Source organism: Paraburkholderia sp. D15, from assembly GCF_029910215.1.
Taxonomy (GTDB): Bacteria; Pseudomonadota; Gammaproteobacteria; order Burkholderiales; family Burkholderiaceae; genus Paraburkholderia.
The window spans coordinates 3,871,245-3,891,108 of sequence record NZ_CP110395.1 but is presented as its reverse complement, the minus strand read 5'-3'; the positions used below and the strand labels follow the sequence as shown (position 1 = coordinate 3,891,108).

Below are 19,864 nucleotides of genomic sequence, written 5' to 3'. Positions count from 1 at the left end.
CCGATAAGCCGGAAGGCCGTTGGTTGGACAATACGCCTTATTCTAATGGCTTTCGCGGCGCGTTCCCGACAGACATACCCAACCTTCGTGTTCACGCCATATGCCGATGTCGATCCAGCGCGCGTAGACCTGCGCGACTTCGTCGGCCTGGCGCGCGAGAATGCCGGACAGCGCGATCCGTCCGCCCGGTTTGACCTTCGACGCGAGCATCGACGCCATCAGCTTGAGCGGATTGCTCAGGATGTTGGCGACCACGATATCGAACTCGCCGCTCGGGCATGCGTCCGGCAGACCGTACGTGACCTCCGCGCGATTGCGCTCGCTGTTGTGACGCGCGGACTCGACCGCCTGCGGGTCGATGTCGATACCGAACACGGGATTCGCGCCGCATTTCTTCGCGAGGATCGCGAGAATGCCGGAGCCGCAACCGTAGTCGAGCACCGACTGGCCGGCCTGCACCGATTGCTCGAGCCATTCCATGCACAGACGCGTGGTGGGATGGCTGCCGGTGCCGAACGCGAGGCCCGGGTCCAGTTCGAGCACGAGCGCCTCGGGGTCCGGTGCGTCGTGCCACGACGGCACGACCCAGATGCGCTCGCCGATCTTGATCGGATCGAACTGCGACTGCGTGAGCCGCACCCAATCCTGCTCCTCGACCTCGCGCACGCTGAACGACGGCGCGTTCGCGAGGCCGATTTCATTGGCCGCGGCCGTCAACAGCACCGCCGGCTCGTGTTCCGGCGCGAGCAGCGCGATCACCCGCGAGCGCTGCCAGGCGGTGCGATCCGGCGTGAGACCGGGTTCGCCGAACAGCGGCTGCTCGTCGGGCGTGTCGGCGTCCGCATCTTCGACCGACACGGACAACGCGCCCAACTCGAGCAACGCGTCGGAGAATTCTTCCGCGTGCTCGCGTGCCAGCTCGGCGATCAGTTCCCGGTAGCTCATGACTTACGCTTCTTCCGGCGCGGCTTGCTGCTTCGCCGCCAACCGGTTTTCGAGGTAGTGAATGCTGGTGCCGCCCTCGACGAACTTCGCGTCCAGCATCAGATCGCGATGCAGCGGGATGTTGGTCGAAATGCCTTCCACCACCATTTCCGACAGCGCGATGCGCATCCGCTTGATCGCCTGTTCGCGCGTCGCGCCGTAAGCGATCAGCTTGCCGATCATCGAATCGTAGTTCGGCGGGACGAAATAGCCGTTGTAGGCGTGCGAATCGACGCGGATGCCGGGGCCGCCCGGCATGTGCCACGACGTCAAACGTCCCGGCGACGGCGTGAACTTGAACGGATCTTCCGCGTTGATCCGGCATTCGATCGCATGACCCTTGAACACGATGTCGCGCTGACGGAACGCGAGCTTTTCGCCGGCCGCGATACGGATCTGTTCCTGAACGATGTCGACGCCCGTGATCAACTCGGTCACCGGGTGCTCGACCTGCACGCGCGTGTTCATTTCGATGAAGTAGAACTCGCCGTTTTCATACAGGAACTCGAACGTGCCCGCGCCGAGATAGCCCATCTTCTTGCACGCATCCGCGCAACGGTCGCCGATCCGGTCGATCAGGCGGCGCGCGATACCCGGCGCCGGCGCTTCCTCGATCACCTTCTGGTGACGGCGCTGCATCGAGCAGTCGCGCTCGCCGAGCCAGACCGCGTTCTTGAACGAGTCGGACAGCACCTGAATTTCGATATGCCGCGGGTTCTCCAGGAATTTCTCCATGTAGACCTGCGGATTGCCGAACGCGCGGCCGGCTTCCTCGCGCGTCATGTTGACCGCGTTGACCAGCGCCGCTTCGGTGTGGACCACGCGCATGCCGCGGCCACCGCCGCCGCCGGCGGCCTTGATGATGACCGGATAGCCGACCTGGCGGGCAATTTTCACGATCTCTTTCGGATCGTCCGGCAACGCGCCTTCCGAACCCGGCACGCACGGCACGCCGGTCTTGATCATGGTCTGCTTGGCCGTGACCTTGTCGCCCATCATCCGGATCGTTTCCGGGCGCGGGCCGATGAAGGTGAAGCCGGATTGCTCGACGCGTTCGGCGAAGTCGGCGTTCTCCGACAGGAAGCCGTAGCCGGGGTGGATCGCTTCGGCGTCGGTGACTTCGGCCGCGCTGATCAGCGCCGGCATGTTCAGGTAGCTCAGGTTCGAAGGCGCCGGGCCGATGCAGACCGCCTCGTCGGCGAGCTTCACATACTTGGCTTCCTTGTCGGCTTCCGAATAGACGACGACCGTCTTGACGCCGAGTTCGCGGCACGCGCGCTGGATACGGAGCGCGATCTCGCCACGATTGGCAATGAGGATTTTTTCAAACATAGCGGGTTTTCGACTCATCAATGGGCGCCCGGCCGGAGCCGGCGCGGGCTGCCTCTGAGGATCGGTCGCGCGCCCCGGCAAGGCGGGCGCGCGGGCGGCAGGCGCGAAATGAAGCGCGAAGCGTGCCGCGTTAGCCGACCACGAACAGCGGCTGGCCGTACTCGACCGCCTGACCGTTTTCGACGAGGATTTCCTTCACCACGCCGGACTTGTCCGACTCGATTTCGTTGAGCAGCTTCATCGCTTCGATGATGCAGATTGTCTGGCCTTCCTTGACCGTGTCGCCCACCTGGACGAACGGGTCGGCGCCCGGCGACGGTGCGCGGTAGAACGTGCCGACCATCGGCGACGTCACCACGTGGCCTTGCGGCGCGGCGGCAGCCGGCGTGGCCGGCGCGGCAGCAGCGGCCGGCGCTTCGCCGCCCGCAGCCGGAGCCGGCTGCGCGTATTGCGGCGCGTACGAGGCGGACGGTTGCACGTAAACCGGCGGCGCGTTCTTGACGATGCGCACCTTGCCTTCGCCCTCGGTCACTTCGAGTTCGGAGATACCCGACTCCGAGACCAGGTCGATCAGAGTTTTCAGTTTACGTAGATCCATCAGGAAGCCCCTTTCAATGCGTAAAGTGCCGGCGCGCGTGCGGCCGGCTCAAATTAGACGTGTTTGGAATCAGCCGCGCGACGAGCCGGCCGCAAGCCGGTCGAGCGCGAATTCGAGCGCGTACAGATAACCCTTCCAGCCGAGGCCGCAGATGACGCCCTCCGCCTGGTCGGAAAAATACGAGTGATGCCGGAACGGTTCGCGACGATGCACGTTCGACAGATGAATCTCGACGAACGGGATGCCGACCCCCGCCAGTGCGTCCCGAATGGCCACGCTGGTGTGCGTGTACGCGGCGGGATTGATCAGTACGAAATCGGTTTTCTCGGTCCGGGCGGATTGGATGCGATCGACCAGCGCGCCTTCATGGTTGCTCTGGAACGACGCGAGTTCGACGCCGGCATCCGCTGCGCGGTCCGCCAGCGCCTGATCGATCTGCGGCAAGGTCACGCGACCGTAAACCTCGGGTTCCCGGGTGCCGAGAAGGTTGAGGTTAGGTCCGTGCAGTACCAGCAGTCGCGTCATGGTCGCTTCTTTTTCCGTGGAATTGGGCGCACTTTAGCGCTGATTAGAGAAACTTGTCTAGTTTCCCGGATGTACGGATCGATTCCGGCGGCGCGCGGCGCTCTTGCGGGACGGTCAACTTCTCCCAAACCTATGCGATTTGCGCGCAATTTCGCGCGTTTCGCCGGTAATCGAACGTCAAAAGAATGTGAGATTTAAAGCGCGTCGAGGGTCTGTTTCAGCGCTGCCGGGTCGATCTGGCCTAATTTTGTCGAGCGGACGTTGCCCTTGGCGTCGATCACGACGGTGAACGGCAGGCCGCCCGCGTTGTTGCCGAAGGCCCGCGCCAGGTCGGCGCCGCCGAAACCGGTGATATAGATCGGGTACGCGACCTTCACCTTCTGCAGGAACGCCTGCACGTTTTTCTCTGAATCGACGCCAAGTCCGACGAACTGGATTCCTTTCTTCGCGTATTCACGCTGAAGTTGCGACAAGGCCGGCATTTCCTCGACGCAGGGGCCGCACCACGACGCCCAGAAGTTGACGACGATTGGGTGCCCTTTAAGCAAACTTAGCGATTGCGGCTTGCCGTCGACACTCGTGACCGGGGCGGTCCACAACTGCTGAACCGCGCTCGGCGCGGCGGCGGCTTGCGCCGCGTGGGCGACTTCGGCGTCGCCGTTGAACCAGTGATTGGCCAGCACACCGCCGCAAGCGGCGACGATCGCGACGAGCGCGCCTGCCAGAATCCGTCTCGTATTCATGGTCGTGAGTCTAATTAGTAGAAGGGGTGGCTTCGCTGTTATCGAGCAGCGCCTGAACCGCCTGCAGATTCGCCCGGGCGGTGCGGCCGCGCGCGTCGGCGCGCACCGCGCCGCGCAGGTCGTCGGTTTCGTACAGCGCGACGTGAACGCCGATCGATTCCGCGTCGCGCCCCTCTTCGGGCGGGCGCCACAGGAAGCTCAGCGTCTCGACGTAGCCGCGCCCGGCGAAGTGCCGCGTTTCGGAGACGTCATACTGGATGTCGGCGTTCAGGAAGTAGATCGCGACTTCCTTCGGGTTGTCGCAGAAGGCTTGCAGATGAATGTCCGAGTGCTCGCCGGCCGTACCGCCGAGCACCGCGCCAGTCAGGTACGGATTGAACGGCGCGAGCCGCTCCATCCAGTCGACCGCGACGCGACGCAGCCGCCGCAGCAGCGCCGGCTGGCTGTCGCCCTGAAAGAGCGACTGATATTCACGGATTTCTTCCTCGATCTGGTCGTTATCCGGCAGCCATTCGCCGGCAACACGGCTTTCCCCGACCACTTGCCGGGCCGCTTTGCGCTTGGCCGTGGCGTAGTCGAGACCGTCTTCGGCGATCATCCGGGCAGCCGCGATGGCGATTTCCTCGCGCACGCGCTGGGGATCGAAATGTGATTTGCGAACCATCCGGCAATCATACTAGAGATTGATGACGCGACTTTCCGCCGCCCGGCCGCAAGCCGCCACGCTGGCCGAACGGCCAGGGCCGCGTAGGGCGATGGAGAGCCGTCGGTTACAATAGCGTCCTTCGCAGACGGTCGTTCCGGCCGCTGCTGCGCACTCCCATCCCTCGCAAAAACGCCCGCGCGGCACGACAGGCTTATGCACATCCACATCCTCGGTATCTGCGGCACGTTCATGGGCGGTCTCGCGGTGCTCGCGCGCGGCGCGGGGCACACCGTGACGGGCTGCGACGCCGGCGTCTATCCGCCGATGAGCACCCAGCTCGAGGCTCAGGGTATCGGTTTGACCGAAGGTTACGACGCGGACCAGTTGAACGGACTGAACGCCGATCTGTTCGTGATCGGCAACGTGGTCTCGCGCGGCAATCCGCTGATGGAGGCGATTCTCGACCGCGGCCTGCCGTATGTATCCGGTCCGCAGTGGCTCGGCGAGCACGTGCTGAACGGCAAATGGGTGCTGGCGGTGGCCGGCACGCACGGCAAGACCACCACCAGCTCCATGCTGACCTGGCTGCTGGAAGACGCCGGCCTCAATCCCGGTTTCCTGATCGGTGGCGTGCCGCTCAATTTCGGCGTGTCGGCGCGGCTGACCGATTCGAGCTTCTTCGTGATCGAGGCGGACGAATACGACACGGCGTTCTTCGACAAGCGGTCGAAGTTCGTTCACTACCGTCCCAAGACGGCCGTCCTGAACAATCTTGAGTTCGATCATGCCGACATCTTCCCGGATCTCGCTGCGATCGAAACGCAGTTCCACCATCTGATCCGCACCGTGCCCGGCATCGGCCGCGTCGTGACGAACGGCCGCGAAGACGCGCTGGAGCGTGTGCTGACGCGCGGTTGCTGGAGCGAAGCGGAGCGTTTCGGCGTGCAGGGCGGCTGGGAAACGCGTGCGGCGGAAGATGGCGTGCCCGTCGACGAGCGCTTTGCCGTGTATCACGGCGGCGAGCGCGTCGGCGTGGTGGAATGGCAGGTGCAGGGCGAGCACAACCGCATGAACGCGCTGGCCGCGATCGCCGCCGCGCGCCATGTCGGCGTGCCGCCGGCGCAGGCAGCGAAGTCGCTCGCCAGCTTCCGTAACGTGAAGCGGCGCATGGAAGTGCGCGGCAGCGTCGACGGCGTGACCGTCTACGACGACTTCGCGCACCATCCCACGGCGATCGACACGACCGTGGCCGGCCTGCGCGCGCGCGTCGGCCGCGACAATACGCGCATTCTGGCGGTGCTCGAACCGCGCTCGAACACGATGAAGCTGGGCGTGATGAAGGCGCAACTGCCGGCCAGCCTTGCCGACGCCGACCTCGTATTCGGCTACGGCGCGCCGGCCGGCCGCGACGCGCTCGGCTGGAATCTCGGCGAAGCGCTCGCGCCGCTCGGCGGCAAGGCGCAGGCATTCGACAATCTGGACGCGCTGGTCAAAGCGGTGGTGCACGCGGCGCGCCCCGGAGACCAGATTCTGGTGATGAGCAACGGCGGCTTCGGGGGCGTGCATCAAAAGCTGCTCGACGCCCTTTCCGCGCGAGGCGCTGCGTGATTCTCTATCTGCACGGGTTCCGCTCGTCGCCCAATTCGTTCAAGGCGCGCCTGCTGGCGGCGCGCATGGTCGAGCTGGGCCGTGCGGACGAATGGTGCTGTCCGCTGTTGCCGGTGTCGCCGTTCGAGGCGGTGGCGCTCGCCGAATCGCTGGTGGAGCAGGCCGGCGCGCAGCGCGTGACGCTGATCGGCAGTTCGCTCGGCGGCTATTTCGCCACCCATCTCGCCGAAAAGCACGGCTGGCCGGCGTTGCTGCTGAACCCGGCGGTGGTGCCGCAGCGCGATCTCAGCGCCTATCTCGGCGAGCAGCCGTTGTGGCACGGCGGCGGCAGCATCGTCGTCGAGCCGCATCATCTGGACGAGCTGCGCGCGCTGGGCGTCGCGTCGATCACGCGCCCCGAACGCTATTATCTGTTTGCCGCGACCGGCGACGAGGTGCTCGACTACCGCGAAATGCTCGCGCACTATCCGGGCGCACGCACTACGCTGATCGAAGGAAGCGATCACGCGATCAGCGAGTTCGCGCAATACGTCGACGACGTGCTGGCGTTTTGCGACGCCGACGACGTCGAGCCTCCCGCGCCGCGCGAAGCGGCCTGACGGCGAGGCGCGTGCGGCGGCGATCCACTCGATCCAGGCGATCCGGCGGTCGCGCCGCACGAAATGGATGCACAGGCTTTACCCCAGATTCAATCCGCGAGCGCGCCGGTATCGCGCCACGGATCCACTACCACGAACACGTTGTCGTGCCGCGCACGCAGTGACCGATCGCCGAACCGGATCGGGCGCGCCGGCAGATGCAAGTCAGAACGAGAGTATTGAGTGAACGTTTTCTTCGAGGAATCGGGCAGTTTCAAGGCGGGCAGCGTGCTGTCGCGCCAGGGCGACGCTTTTCAGGTGGAATTGCCGGGCGGCCGGCGCGCGAAGGTGCGCGCCAAGGACGTCCTGATCGAATTCGAAAAGCCGAGCGCCGCCGAACTGATGCAGCAGGCCGACGCCGCGGCGCAGGACATCGATCTGGATTTCCTGTGGGAATGCGCGCCTGAGGACGAATTTCCGTTCGCCACGCTGGGCGCGGAGTATTTCGGCGAGGGCTTCGGCGCGATCGAACGGGCCGCGCTGGTGCTGCGCATGCATGGCGCGCCGGTGTATTTCCGCCGCAAGGGGCGCGGCATGTATCAGCGCGCGCCGCAAGAGCAGTTGAAGATGGCGCTGGCCGGTCTGGAGCGCAAGCGTCAGCAGGCGCTGGTGCAGGCGGGCTACGAGGACGAGCTGAAGGCCGGCCGTCTGCCGGAAGGCTTCACCGGCGCGAAGGCGCTCGGGCTGCTCACCAGGCCGGACAAGAACACGATCGAATACAAGGCGCTCGAAGCGGCGGCCGCCGCGCGCGGCATTTCGCAGGCGCGGCTGATGCTCGACAACGGCGCGATTCCGTCGGCGCGCGCGCTGCACGAGGCGAAATTCCTGTCGGAGTTTTTCCCGCACGGCACGGGCTTCCCGCCGGTCACGCCGGGCGTGCTGCCCGAGGATCTGCCGGAAGCGAACGTGCAGGCTTTCTCGATCGACGACATCACCACCACGGAAATCGACGACGCGTTCTCCGTCGAGCATCTGGCCGACGGCCGCGTGCGGATCGGCGTGCATATCGCCGCGCCGGCGCTTGGCATTCAGCGCGGCGACGAGGTCGATGCGATCGCGCGTGCGCGTTTGTCCACCGTCTACATGCCGGGCGACAAGATCACGATGCTGCCCGACAGCGTCGTCGAAGCGTTCACGCTGGCCGAGGGCGGCCTGCGTCCGGCGCTGTCGCTGTATGTGATCGTCAATCGCGAGACGCAGGAAATCGTCGCGAGCGAAACGCGCGCCGAGCGCGTGTTCGTGAAGAACAACCTGCGCCACAACACGCTCGACGAGCTGGTCACCGAAGAAGCGCTCGCCGCGGGCACGGGCGACTACGCGCACAAGGACGACATCGCGGTGCTATGGCCGTTCGCGCAGGCGCTGTTCGAAAAGCGCCAGACCGCGCGCGCTGGTTATGGTCTGCGCCGCGAAGTGCAGCGCAATACCGACTTCAATTTCTACGTCGACGGCGAGCACATCACGATTACGCCGCGCCGTCGCGGCTCGCCGCTCGACACGATCGTCGCCGAGCTGGCGATTCTCGCCAATTCGTCGTGGGGCGCGTTCCTGCACGACCACGGCGTGCCCGGCATCTACCGCACGCAGCGCGCGTTCGGCGCGCCGACCGGTCCGAAGCGCACCCGCATGCAGACCAATGCCGCGCCGCACGAAGGCCTCGGCGTCACGCAATACGCGTGGAGCACGTCGCCGCTGCGCCGCTACGTCGACCTGGTGAATCAGTGGCAATTGATCGCGTGCGTTCAGCATGGCGTGACGGCGAAGCTGGCCGCGCCGTTCAAGCCGAAGGACGCCGATCTGTTCGCCGTCGTGCAAGGCTTCGACGACACCTACACCGCGTACGCCGATCATCAGCGTCGCATGGAGTACTTCTGGTGTTTGCGCTGGCTGAAGCAGGAGAACCGCAAGCAGGTGGTGGCGTCGGTGGTGAAGGGCGACCTGGTGCGTCTTGAAGAGATCCCGTTGCTGCTGCATGTGCCGGGGCTCGGCGTGCATGCGCGCGGTACGCGTTTGCAGATGGAAGTGATGTCGATCGACGAACTGACCGTCGAAGCTTCCGTGCGTCTGCTGCATGTGCTCGACGCGCCGGCCGTGACGAGCGGCGGCGAAGCGGAAGAAGCCGACGAGAGCGAGGAAGAGTTGATCGACGCGGCGGACGACGGCGCCGAATCCGAAGCCGAGGCGCAAGCCGAAGCGGCGCTCGACGGTACACAAGCGCAAGCGGATGGCGACGCAGGTGGCGCGGAAAGCGCGGCCGCGGATGTCGATGCCGCGACCGGCGCTTCGACGGATGCTTCAACCGATGCCGACGCAAACCGCCATGTCGCGGAGCCGGGACGATGAGCACGACGGCTGCACGCGACCGTTATGCGGTGATCGGCAATCCGGTCGGTCACAGCAAATCGCCGTTCATCCATGGACGGTTTGCCGCACAGACGGGCGAGCCGGTCGAGTATGGTCACCTGCTCGCGCCGGTGGACGAATTCGTGCCGCACGTGCGGGCGTTCGCCGAATCGGGCGGACGCGGCCTGAACGTGACGGTGCCGTTCAAGCTGGAAGCCCACGCTTTCGCCGGCACGTTATCGCCGCGCGCGGCGGCGGCGGGCGCGGTGAACACCTTGCGATTCGACGCGAACGGCGTGTATGGCGACAACACCGACGGCTTTGGTCTGGTGCGCGACATCGAGGTGAATCTGGGCGTGTCGCTGAAGGGCGCGCGCATTCTGCTGTTGGGCGCGGGCGGCGCCGCGCGCGGCGTGGTGTTGCCGATGCTGGATCGCGCGCCGCATACGTTGACGATCGTCAACCGCACAGCGGCGAAGGCGCAGGCGCTGATCGACCAGTTCGCGCAGGCCGCGCGCGATGCCGCGTGCCGGTTGAACGGCGGCAGCGCGGGGGCGATCGAAGCGGGCAGGTACGACGTGATCGTCAACGCGACGGCGGGGAGTCTCGACGCGTCGCTGCCGGAGTGCGACGACAGTGCGTTCGGCGACGGCACGTTGGCCTACGACATGATGTACGGCGCGCAGCCCACGGTGTTCATGGAGCACGCGCGCAAGTTGGGCGCGCGCGGCGCGGATGGGTTGGGGATGCTGGTCGAGCAGGCCGCCGAGGCGTTTTACGTGTGGCGTGGTGTGCGGCCGGACGGCGCGCCGGTGCTGGCGGAGTTGCGGGCGTTGTTGACGGCGCCGCCGGTTGCCTGAAGCGCGACGCGTGGGGCGGTTCACGGATTCGAGGACGGGTAAGCAGATGACGGTGACGCGGCGCGCGACCCGGCCAGGACCGGTGCGATGGATGTTTTATCTGGGCATGGTGGTGGCGATCGCGTGGTTGGCGACGCAGGCTTTTTACTTTGCACAGATCGCGATCTGGAATTACGTGAATCCGTCTTCGACGGCGTTTATGCGGTCGGATGCGTGGCGATTGTCGCAGGATAAACCGGGCTTGACGTTACAACGGACGTGGGTGCCGTATGAGCAGATTTCGCATAATCTGAAGCGGGCGATTATTGCTTCGGAGGATGCGAATTTCGTTAATAACAACGGATATGAAACCGATGCGATTTTGCAGGCTTGGGAGCGGAATAAGGCCAAGGGCAAGATTGTTCGGGGTGGGTCGACGATTACACAGCAATTAGCACGGAATCTGTTTTTGTCCCGGGAGAAGAGTTATATCCGGAAGGGGCAGGAGCTGATTATTACGTGGATGCTTGAGACGTTGATGGACAAGCAGCGGATATTCGAGATTTATCTCAACTCCGTTGAGTGGGGGAATGGGGTTTATGGGGCTGAGGCTGCAGCTCGATATTATTATAAGACTTCGGCCGCGAAGCTGACGGGTGGGCAGTCTGCGAGGTTGGCGGTTATGTTGCCGCAGCCTAAGTATTTTGATGAACATCGGAAGTCGGGATATCTTGCGCAGAGGGCGCGGGTTATTGCGCAAAGGATGGGGGCGGCGGAATTGCCGGATTGATATTTTTCGGTTTTTTCTGATTGGGGTTTTTTTTTGGCTCTTTGGCCTTTCCTTGTTTTCTTAGTGGTCTATTAGTGTCGCCCCTGTGCGGGGCAGGCACTTACTTTCTTTGCCGCCGTGTATGGACCGGAGACATAGGTAACGGGTGTACGGAGACATGGGTAACACTCTTGGCGAGCGAATCGCCTGGAGCCGGTCATGCCCTGGAATCCGAGAGACACCATGAATCTGCGTCTGGAATTCGTCCATCTGGCCTTGCAGGAAGGCGCCAACCGTCGCGACCTGTGCCGGCGCTTTGGCATCAGTCCGAAGACCGGCTACAAGTGGCTTGAGCGCCACGCGCAGGGCGGCGTTGCCGCGCTGACAGATCACTCGCGCCGCCCCCTGCAGAATCCGGCGCGCACGCCACCGTCAGTCGAGCAGCAGGTAGTCGAACTGCGGCGGGCACACCCCGCCTGGGGTGGACGCAAGATCAGCCGGCGTCTGTGCGACCTGGGCCACAGGGACGTGCCGGCCCCGAGTACCGTGACGGACATCCTGCATCGTCACGGGCTCATCGACCCGGCTGCCTCCGAGGCCGCCACGGCCTGGCAGCGCTTCGAGCATGCACAGCCCAACGATCTCTGGCAGATGGATTTCAAGGGCTGGTTCGACCTGCAGGACGGCCGCCACTGTTCGCCCCTGACCCTGCTGGACGATCATTCGCGCTACAACGTGACGCTCGATGCCTGCATTCGCACCGACACCCGGATCGTGCAGCATCATCTGCAGCGCACCTTCCGCCGCTATGGGCTGCCGCGGCGCATCAACGCGGACAACGGTTCGCCGTGGGGCAGCCCCAGCCAGCCGGGCCAGTTGACCGAACTGGCCATCTGGCTCATCCGGCTGGGTGTGCGCCTGTCACACAGCCGCGTGGCGCATCCGCAGACCAACGGCAAGGAGGAGCGGTTTCACCGCACGCTGAAGGCCGAGGTGATCGCCGGACGCCACTTCAGGAATCTGTCCAGCGCGCAGCAGGCGTTCGATGAGTGGCGCACGGTCTACAACCATCAGCGCCCACATCAGGCGCTGGACATGGCGACCCCGGTTACGCGTTATCGACCGAGTCCGCGCGCCTATCCGGAGATCCTGCCGCCAATCGAGTACGGCGAAAACGATCACGTGCAGTGCGTGAAGTGGAACGGCGAACTACGCTTCAGGAACCGGCGATTCAAGGTATCAAATGCATTGCAGAACCTGCCCGTGGCCATCCGCGCGCGCGTCGATGAAGAGAACTGCTACGACCTGTTTTTTGCGCATCACCGCTTCGGAACCATCAACCTGAACCAGCAGGAATGAGCGGATCATGTGTTACCCATGTCTCCGCACATCTGTTACCTATGTCTCCGGTCTAAACACCGCCGCAAAGAAAGTAAGCAAAGAAAGCGGCTTCACACCGCTAATTCTTAAGCGGAGCCCCCGCACAGTCCCGATAGTGGCCCATCTGGAATCCGTGTTCTCGCACATTCCGCCTCCGTGACACAGCAGTCATGCTTCCGGCAGCGCTTCGCGCGCCCCCGGGTCCATCAAACACCGCCCTCCGTCGTTCTGACCGCGGCATTTCAATCCCCTCGATTTTTCCGGCGCCTCGCCGAGGCGCAGCCGACGGCCCCACCCAACCCAAACGAAGCCACTGTTCCTGAGCGAACCGCTCCGGCGAGCGCGTGCGCGAGTCGGGATGAATGATGGCTTTGTCACTGAGGTGGAGTGTGCGGGAGCACGGATTCCAGATGGGCCACTACTGTGGCTGTGCGGGGGACCCGCTTAAGAGTTAGCGGTGTGAAGCCGCTTTCTTTGCTTACTTTCTTTGCGGCAGGCAAAGAAAGTAAGTGCCTGCCCCGCACAGGGGCGACGCCAATAGCCACTAACAAATCAAGGAAAGGCCAAAGAGCCAGACAAGGAAAAGCCAAAAAGCCAGAAAACAAGGAAAAGCCAGAAAAACCACCAAACCCCAAGCCCACGGCAACCCAAATCCCATTATATGAATCCAACACTCACATATTGGAGCTTTCAAAAAAACCCCCCTACAATCCACAACAACAACAGCGCGAACGCGCAAAAAACCGGAGACAAACCCAACCATGCCGCGAAGCCACCAGCCCGCGCTACGAGCGCAAAGCCACGCCACAGGCACGCCGGCACATCAAGGCCACCTCTCCGGCCCCGCGCTGTAAGCGCAAAAAAGAACGCCATCGAAAGCGAATCGCCATGAACAAAGCGATGCCAACTCACGCCGCAAGCGCGGCCAGCGTAGAAACAGCCGAGGCAGCGGACACCACCGCGGACACCGATCTGGCATTGCCAGCAGTCTCCGCCCAACCCGCGAAACCGCAACGCGCTGTCAACGGCCCCGCGCCCAGCGCCCACCCGCGCCCAGCCGCCGACGAAATCGCGCTGCCCAGCACGCTGCTGGACATCACCCCCCAGCAAGCGGGCACGCAAACGCTCCTGCGTGGTCTCGCCATCCTCGAAGCGGCCGCCGCCGGCGTCCGCGATCTGCGCACTTTCGGCGCCGCGCTCGGCACGACCCGCAGCACCACGCATCGGCTGGTCAGTAGCCTCGTTCAGGCGCGCTACCTCCGTCAGGTGCAAGGCGGCTACCTGCTCGGCCCCAAACTGATCGAACTCGGCACCATCGCGCTCGAACAGATGCCGCTCACCGCCGTCGCGCGTCCGCATCTCGAATCGCTCGCGGAACAGACGCTCGACACGATCCACCTCGGCGTCCGCGATGGCGACGACGTCCTGTACATCGACAAGATCCCCGGCACGCGCGGCCTCGAAATGCGTTCGCGTGTCGGCCATCGCATGCCGCTCGCGTCCACGGGCATCGGCAAGGCGATGATGCTCGACCTCAAGCCGGAGACCTGGCAGTCGCTGTTCGACGCATCGCGCCGCGCGCTCGCCGGCGTCAGCTTCAAGCCGGATAACCGTCCCGACGCGCCCACTTTCATGCAGCGCATGGCGGCCTATGCGGCCGGCGGCTATACCTTCGACCTCGAGGAAAACGAGGCGTCGATCCGCTGCGTCGCGGCACCCGTGCGCGATGCGTCGGGTGCGGTGGTCGCGGCGCTGTCGGTGGCCAGCACGATCCCGTACATGTCGCTGGAACGCATGGACGAACTGATTCCCGTCGTGCAGCGCGAAGCCCGCGCGATCTCGGAAGAACTCGGCTGGCGTGCCCCGCAACCGACTACCCGCAGGATCAAACGATGACGCAAGCGGGTTCTCCCTCTTCGGCCAACCGTCCGTCCGCGGTATTGATCGCGCTCGACTGGGGCACGACATCGCTGCGTGCCTACCTGTTCGACGCAGCAGGTCACGTGCTGGCGACGCATGCATCGACGGCCGGCATCATGAACCTGCCGCGCCCGGCCGAGGAGGGCGGCTTCGACGCCGCCTTCGAGGACGCCTGCGGCCCGTGGCTCGCACAGGCGCCCGGCGTGCCGGTGATTGCGGCCGGCATGGTCGGCAGCGCGCAAGGCTGGGTCGAAGCGCCGTACGTCGAAGCGCCGGCCAGCGCCGATGCGCTGGTGGCGGGCATCGTCCGTGTGAAGGCGGCGTGCGGCGTGACGCTGCACATCGTGCCGGGCGTCCTGCAACGCGGCGAACTGCCCAACGTGATGCGTGGCGAAGAGACGCAGATTTTCGGCGCGCTCGCCCAGCCGGCGAACACATCGGACACGGGCAGCAGCGAGATTGGCGAGAGCTACGCCGGACAGGCTCGGCATCCGGTGCACGCATCGAACCCGGAAGGCGCATCGTCCACGGCAAACGCATCGCCCCTGGCATCCAGCACCCTGATCGGTCTCCCCGGCACGCACGCGAAATGGGCCGTGGTGCGAGCCGACCGCATCGAACGTTTTCACACCTTCATGACCGGCGAAGTCTTCGCGGCGCTGCGCGAACACACGATCCTCGGCCGCACGATGCTCACGCCGGACCGGCCGGACACCGCCGCGTTCCTGCGCGGCGTGAAGATCGCGCGCGACCGCGGACAGGCCGGCGTCCTCGCGACCATCTTCAGCACGCGCACGCTCGGTCTCACCGGCGAACTGTCGCGTGAACAGCAACCCGACTATCTGTCGGGCCTGCTGATCGGACACGAACTGGCCGGCCTGGAAGCCGTGCTGATGCAGCAACAGAACTCGGTCGCGGGCCAGAGCCTGCGTCTGATCGGCAACGAAGCGCTGTGCGAGCGCTATCGCCTCGCGCTGGCGCAATTCGGCTGCACCCGGGCGGAGCTGGTCAAGCACGCCACCGAGCGCGGTCTGTGGCGCGTCGCCTCGCAGGCGGGGCTCGTCAATCCGGCCGCTCACGCGGCACGGGCCGGCTGACGCCGCGCCGACGCGCACGCACCGCTCACGAAACAAGGAATCGACATGCAACCTCACATCAATCTGCCCGCACCGTACCTGCCGCACGCGGGCCTCGCCGCCGCCTTCGACGCGTGTCCGCTGATCGCGATCCTGCGCGGCATCACGCCCGCCGACGCCGCGGCGCATGGCCAGGCGCTCTATGAAGCGGGCTTTCGCATCATCGAGGTGCCGCTGAATTCGCCGCAGCCGTTCGACAGCATCGCGGCGATCCGCAACGCGTTGCCGGCCGATGCGATCGTCGGCGCGGGCACCGTGCTGCATCCGAGCTTCGTCAACGAAGTGAAGTCGGCGGGCGGCGAACTGATCGTGATGCCGCATAGCGACCCCGATGTCGTGATTGCCGCGAAGGCGCAGGGCATGGCCTGCGCGCCGGGCGTCGCGACGCCCAACGAAGCGTTCATCGCGCTGAAGAACGGCGCGGACGTGCTCAAGATGTTCCCCGCCGAACAGCTCGGCGCGCATGTGGTGAAAGCCTGGCGCGCGGTGATCGCGGCGCAGGTGCCGCTGGTGCCGGTCGGCGGCGTCGCGCCTGACAACATGGGGCCGTTCCTCAGCGCGGGCGCGAATGGCTTCGGCCTCGGCTCGGCGTTGTACAAGCCCGGTCAAGACGTGGCGACGACGGCCTCGCATGCGAAGGCGTTCATCGAAGGTCTGCGGATTGCCCGCGCTGGAGCGAAGGCATGACACGGCTCGCCGGCAAAGCGGCTCTGATCACCGGCGCCGGACGCGGCATCGGCGCGGCGATCGCGCTCGCGTTCGCTCGCGAAGGGGCGGCTGTCGTGCTGGCGGAACTGGATATCGACACCGCGCGGCAAACGGCGGAGCGCATCCGCTCGCAAACCGGCGCGCCGGTGATCGCGGTGCGCACCGACGTCACGCAGTCGGTTTCGGTCCAGCAGGCGGTGAGCGAGGGCGAGCAGGCGTTCGGCAAGCTGGATGTGCTGGTGAACAACGCCGGCATCAACGTGTTCTGCGATCCGCTGACGATGACCGACGACGACTGGCGCCGCTGCTTCGCGGTCGATCTCGACGGCGTGTGGAACGGTTGCCGCGCGGTGTTGCCGGGCATGGTCGAACGCGGCGCGGGCAGCATCGTGAATATCGCGTCGACGCACGCGTTCAAGATCATTCCGGGCTGCTTCCCGTATCCGGTCGCGAAGCACGGCGTGATCGGCCTGACGCGCGCGCTCGGCATCGAGTACGCGCCGCGCAACGTGCGGGTCAACGCGATCGCGCCGGGCTATATCGAAACGCAATTGACGCTCGACTGGTGGAACGAACAGGCCGATCCGGCGGCGGCAAAGCAGGCAACGCTGGATCTGCAGCCGATGAAACGCATCGGCCGGCCGGAAGAAGTGGCGATGACGGCCGTGTTTCTCGCCTCCGACGAGGCGCCGTTCATCAACGCGAGCTGCATCACCGTGGATGGTGGACGCTCGGCGCTTTATCACGACTGAGTCACGACTGATCCACGACGAAATCGCAACTCGACAGCAACGCAGCACCAGAAACCGCATCACCGAGAAACCGCAGCACCCGCAGCAAAGGCACCACCGTTTCACCGGACGACGCGCTGGCCGCGTGTGTCACGCCCGGAACAAGAAGACGCGGCCACTACCTTCTCGTTACCAATTAGTCAGGAGACAGCATCATGAAACGTAGAATTTTCCTCACGCTGGCAGCAGCGGCGGCAGGTGTGCTCTTCAACGCGCCGGTCGCGCAGGCGGCCGATCCGGTCAAGATCGGCTTCCTCGTGAAGCAGCCGGAAGAGCCGTGGTTCCAGGACGAATGGAAGTTCGCCGAAATCGCCGCCAAGGAGAAAGGCTTCACGCTGGTGAAGATCGGTGCGCCGTCGGGCGAGAAGGTCATGAGCGCGATCGATAACCTGTCGGCCCAGAAGGCCCAGGGCTTCGTGATCTGCACGCCCGACGTCAAGCTCGGACCGGGCATCGTCGCGAAGGCGAAGGCCGACGGCCTGAAGATGATGACGGTCGACGACCGTCTGGTCGACGGCTCGGGCAAGCCGATCGCGTCGGTGCCGCATATGGGCATCTCGGCGTACAACATCGGCAAGCAGGTCGGCGACGGCCTCGCGGCGGAAATCAAGAAGCGCGGCTGGGACATGAAGGACGTGGGCGCGATCGACGTGACCTACGAACAGCTGCCGACCGCGCATGACCGCACCAGCGGCGCGACCGACGCGCTGGTCGCCGCCGGCTTCCCGAAGGCGAACATCATCGCCGCGCCGCAAGCGAAGACCGACACGGAAAACGCGTTCAACGCCGCCAACATCGCGCTGACCAAGAACCCGCAGTTCAAGCACTGGGTGGCGTACGCGCTGAACGACGAAGGCGTGCTCGGCGCGGTGCGCGCAGCGGAAGGCCGCGGCTTCAAGGCGGACAACATGATCGGCATCGGCATCGGCGGTTCGGACTCGGCGCTCAACGAGTTCAAGAAGCCGACGCCGACGGGCTTCTACGGCACGGTCATCATCAGCCCGAAGCGCCACGGCGAAGAAACCTCGACGCTGATGTACGACTGGATCACGCAAGGCAAGGAACCGCCGATGCTCACGCTGACGACCGGCATGCTGGCCACGCGTGACAACGTCGCGGACGTGCGTCAGAAGATGGGTCTTGCGGCGAACTAAGCGGTTGGAGATGGGGCTGGAGTCGGCGCGAGCGCCGGCTCCGGTTGACCGCCGCGGTGCGGCATGGGATCAGAGTCAGCGCTAAAGCGCCGACTCTGATCGACCGCCGCTACGCGGCATGGGACGGGAGTAAGCGCTAAAGCGCTAACTCCCGTCGACACAGGAGGCGAAGTGTCAGCGACGCTACGTTTTGACAATATCGGTAAGGTTTTTCCAGGCGTGCGCGCGCTCGACGGTGTGTCCTTCGACGTCAACGTCGGCCAGGTGCACGGCCTGATGGGCGAAAACGGCGCGGGCAAATCGACCCTGCTGAAGATTCTCGGCGGTGAATACCAGCCCGACTCGGGCCGCGTGATGATCGACGGCAACGAGGTGCGCTTCACGAGCGCGGCCTCGTCGATTGCCTCGGGTATCGCGGTGATTCACCAGGAACTGCAATACGTGCCCGACCTTACGGTCGCGGAAAACCTGCTGCTCGGCCAGCTGCCGAACTCGCTCGGCTGGGTCAACAAGCGCGAGGCGAAACGCTTCGTGCGCGAACGTCTCGAAGCGATGGGCGTGGCGCTCGATCCGAACGCGAAGCTGCGCAAGCTCTCCATCGCGCAACGGCAGATGGTCGAAATCTGCAAGGCGCTGCTGCGCAACGCGCGCGTGATCGCGCTCGACGAACCGACCAGCTCGCTGTCGCACCGCGAGACCGAGGTGCTGTTCAAGCTGGTGCGCGATCTGCGCGCTGACAACCGCGCGATGATCTACATCTCGCACCGCATGGACGAGATCTACGAACTGTGCGACGCGTGCACGATTTTCCGCGACGGCCGCAAGGTGGCATCGCATCCGACGCTCGAAGGCGTGTCGCGCGACACCATCGTCAGCGAAATGGTGGGGCGCGAGATTGCCGATATCTATAACTACTCGGCGCGGCCGCTCGGCGAAGTGCGCTTCGCGGCCAAAGCGATCGAGGGTCACGCGCTCGCGCAGCCGGCCAGCTTCGAGGTGCGGCGCGGCGAGATCGTCGGTTTCTTCGGCCTGGTGGGCGCGGGCCGCAGCGAACTGATGCATCTGGTGTACGGCGCCGATCACAAGAAAGGCGGCGAAATCACGCTCGACGGCAAGCCGATCAAGGTACGCAGCGCCGGCGAGGCGATTCGCCACGGCATCGTGCTGTGTCCGGAAGACCGCAAGGAAGAAGGCATCGTCGCGATGGCGACCGTGTCGGAGAACATCAACATCAGTTGCCGCCGCCACTATCTGCGCGCGGGCATGTTCCTCGACCGCAAGAAGGAAGCCGAGACCGCCGACCGCTTCATCAAGCTGCTAAAGATCAAGACGCCCAGCCGCCGTCAAAAGATCCGCTTCCTGTCGGGCGGCAATCAGCAGAAGGCGATTCTGTCGCGCTGGCTGGCGGAGCCCGATCTGAAGGTCGTGATTCTCGACGAACCGACGCGCGGGATCGACGTCGGCGCGAAGCACGAAATTTACAACGTGATCTACCAGCTGGCCGAACGCGGCTGCGCGATCGTGATGATTTCGTCGGAGTTGCCGGAAGTGCTCGGCGTCTCGGACCGGATCGTCGTCATGCGCCAGGGCCGGATCTCCGGCGAACTGGCGCGCAAGGACGCAACCGAACAGGCGGTGCTGGGTCTCGCGCTGCCGCAAAGTTCAACCGCATTACCCGGAACCCAGACCGCCGAACAGGCAGCCTGAACCTTATTTGGACGCAAGTCCGGCAACCCGTGGGGAACGGGAG

At 64.9% G+C, this 19,864-nt stretch carries 18 protein-coding genes; 12 read left to right on the top strand and 6 right to left on the bottom strand.

Annotated features, from left to right (window positions below; all coding sequences use genetic code 11):
* Positions 1-42 precede the first annotated feature (42 nt).
* From prmA to LFL96_RS16865, 6 genes are all read right to left on the bottom strand, one after another.
* Entirely contained in the window at positions 43-945 is a 903-nt protein-coding gene (gene prmA / locus LFL96_RS16890) for a 50S ribosomal protein L11 methyltransferase (protein ID WP_280996351.1), read from the bottom strand.
* A gap of 3 nt (positions 946-948) precedes the next feature.
* Positions 949-2,316, bottom strand: a complete 1,368-nt coding sequence (gene accC / locus LFL96_RS16885; RefSeq protein WP_280996350.1) for an acetyl-CoA carboxylase biotin carboxylase subunit — start codon at positions 2,314-2,316, stop codon at positions 949-951.
* A 130-nt stretch (positions 2,317-2,446) separates the two neighbouring features.
* Positions 2,447-2,914, bottom strand: coding sequence for an acetyl-CoA carboxylase biotin carboxyl carrier protein (accB, locus tag LFL96_RS16880; protein ID WP_280996349.1), 468 nt, complete (start codon positions 2,912-2,914; stop codon positions 2,447-2,449).
* Positions 2,915-2,983: 69 nt separating this feature from the next.
* Complete coding sequence (gene aroQ, locus LFL96_RS16875; protein ID WP_280996348.1) at positions 2,984-3,439, bottom strand: type II 3-dehydroquinate dehydratase; 456 nt, start codon at positions 3,437-3,439, stop codon at positions 2,984-2,986.
* Between the two features lie 194 nt (positions 3,440-3,633).
* On the bottom strand, positions 3,634-4,182 hold the full coding sequence (locus tag LFL96_RS16870) for a TlpA disulfide reductase family protein (protein WP_280996347.1): 549 nt from the start codon (positions 4,180-4,182) through the stop codon (positions 3,634-3,636).
* 10 nt (positions 4,183-4,192) lie between these two features.
* Positions 4,193-4,846 carry a UDP-N-acetylmuramate--alanine ligase gene (locus tag LFL96_RS16865; protein WP_280996346.1) on the bottom strand — a complete coding sequence of 218 codons (654 nt, stop codon included), beginning with the start codon at positions 4,844-4,846 and terminating at the stop codon, positions 4,193-4,195.
* Positions 4,847-5,041: 195 nt separating this feature from the next.
* Between LFL96_RS16865 and mpl the strand changes: the two genes are divergently transcribed.
* The 12 genes from mpl (at position 5,042) to araG (ending at position 19,821) form a co-directional block, all read left to right on the top strand.
* On the top strand, positions 5,042-6,436 hold the full coding sequence (mpl, locus tag LFL96_RS16860) for a UDP-N-acetylmuramate:L-alanyl-gamma-D-glutamyl-meso-diaminopimelate ligase (protein ID WP_280996345.1): 1,395 nt from the start codon (positions 5,042-5,044) through the stop codon (positions 6,434-6,436).
* On the top strand, positions 6,433-7,035 hold the full coding sequence (locus LFL96_RS16855; protein ID WP_280996344.1) for a YqiA/YcfP family alpha/beta fold hydrolase: 603 nt from the start codon (positions 6,433-6,435) through the stop codon (positions 7,033-7,035). The genes mpl and LFL96_RS16855 overlap by 4 nt, the downstream gene beginning before the upstream one ends.
* Positions 7,036-7,257: 222 nt before the next feature.
* Entirely contained in the window at positions 7,258-9,417 is a 2,160-nt protein-coding gene (locus LFL96_RS16850; protein ID WP_280996343.1) for an RNB domain-containing ribonuclease, read from the top strand.
* Positions 9,414-10,277: a shikimate dehydrogenase gene (gene aroE / locus LFL96_RS16845; protein ID WP_280996342.1), complete on the top strand. Its 864-nt coding sequence runs from the start codon at positions 9,414-9,416 to the stop codon at positions 10,275-10,277. Before LFL96_RS16850 ends, aroE begins: the two co-directional genes overlap by 4 nt.
* A 46-nt stretch (positions 10,278-10,323) precedes the next feature.
* Positions 10,324-11,046, top strand: coding sequence for a monofunctional biosynthetic peptidoglycan transglycosylase (gene mtgA / locus LFL96_RS16840; protein WP_280996341.1), 723 nt, complete (start codon positions 10,324-10,326; stop codon positions 11,044-11,046).
* A gap of 198 nt (positions 11,047-11,244) precedes the next feature.
* Positions 11,245-12,384, top strand: coding sequence for an IS481 family transposase (locus LFL96_RS16835; RefSeq protein WP_280996340.1), 1,140 nt, complete (start codon positions 11,245-11,247; stop codon positions 12,382-12,384).
* Between the two features lie 909 nt (positions 12,385-13,293).
* Positions 13,294-14,301, top strand: coding sequence for an IclR family transcriptional regulator (locus tag LFL96_RS16830; RefSeq protein WP_280996339.1), 1,008 nt, complete (start codon positions 13,294-13,296; stop codon positions 14,299-14,301).
* A complete protein-coding gene (locus tag LFL96_RS16825; protein WP_280996338.1) occupies positions 14,298-15,422 on the top strand; it encodes a 2-dehydro-3-deoxygalactonokinase in 1,125 nt (374 codons plus the stop codon). The genes LFL96_RS16830 and LFL96_RS16825 overlap by 4 nt, the downstream gene beginning before the upstream one ends.
* Before the next feature lie 45 nt (positions 15,423-15,467).
* Positions 15,468-16,148 (top strand): 2-dehydro-3-deoxy-6-phosphogalactonate aldolase, encoded by a 681-nt coding sequence (locus tag LFL96_RS16820; protein WP_280996337.1) that lies wholly within the window; start codon positions 15,468-15,470, stop codon positions 16,146-16,148.
* Positions 16,145-16,921 (top strand): SDR family oxidoreductase, encoded by a 777-nt coding sequence (locus LFL96_RS16815; RefSeq protein ID WP_280996336.1) that lies wholly within the window; start codon positions 16,145-16,147, stop codon positions 16,919-16,921. The genes LFL96_RS16820 and LFL96_RS16815 overlap by 4 nt, the downstream gene beginning before the upstream one ends.
* Before the next feature lie 194 nt (positions 16,922-17,115).
* Complete coding sequence (locus LFL96_RS16810) at positions 17,116-18,114, top strand: arabinose ABC transporter substrate-binding protein (protein ID WP_280996335.1); 999 nt, start codon at positions 17,116-17,118, stop codon at positions 18,112-18,114.
* Positions 18,115-18,285: 171 nt separating this feature from the next.
* On the top strand, positions 18,286-19,821 hold the full coding sequence (araG, locus tag LFL96_RS16805; protein ID WP_280996334.1) for an L-arabinose ABC transporter ATP-binding protein AraG: 1,536 nt from the start codon (positions 18,286-18,288) through the stop codon (positions 19,819-19,821).
* Positions 19,822-19,864 lie beyond the last annotated feature (43 nt).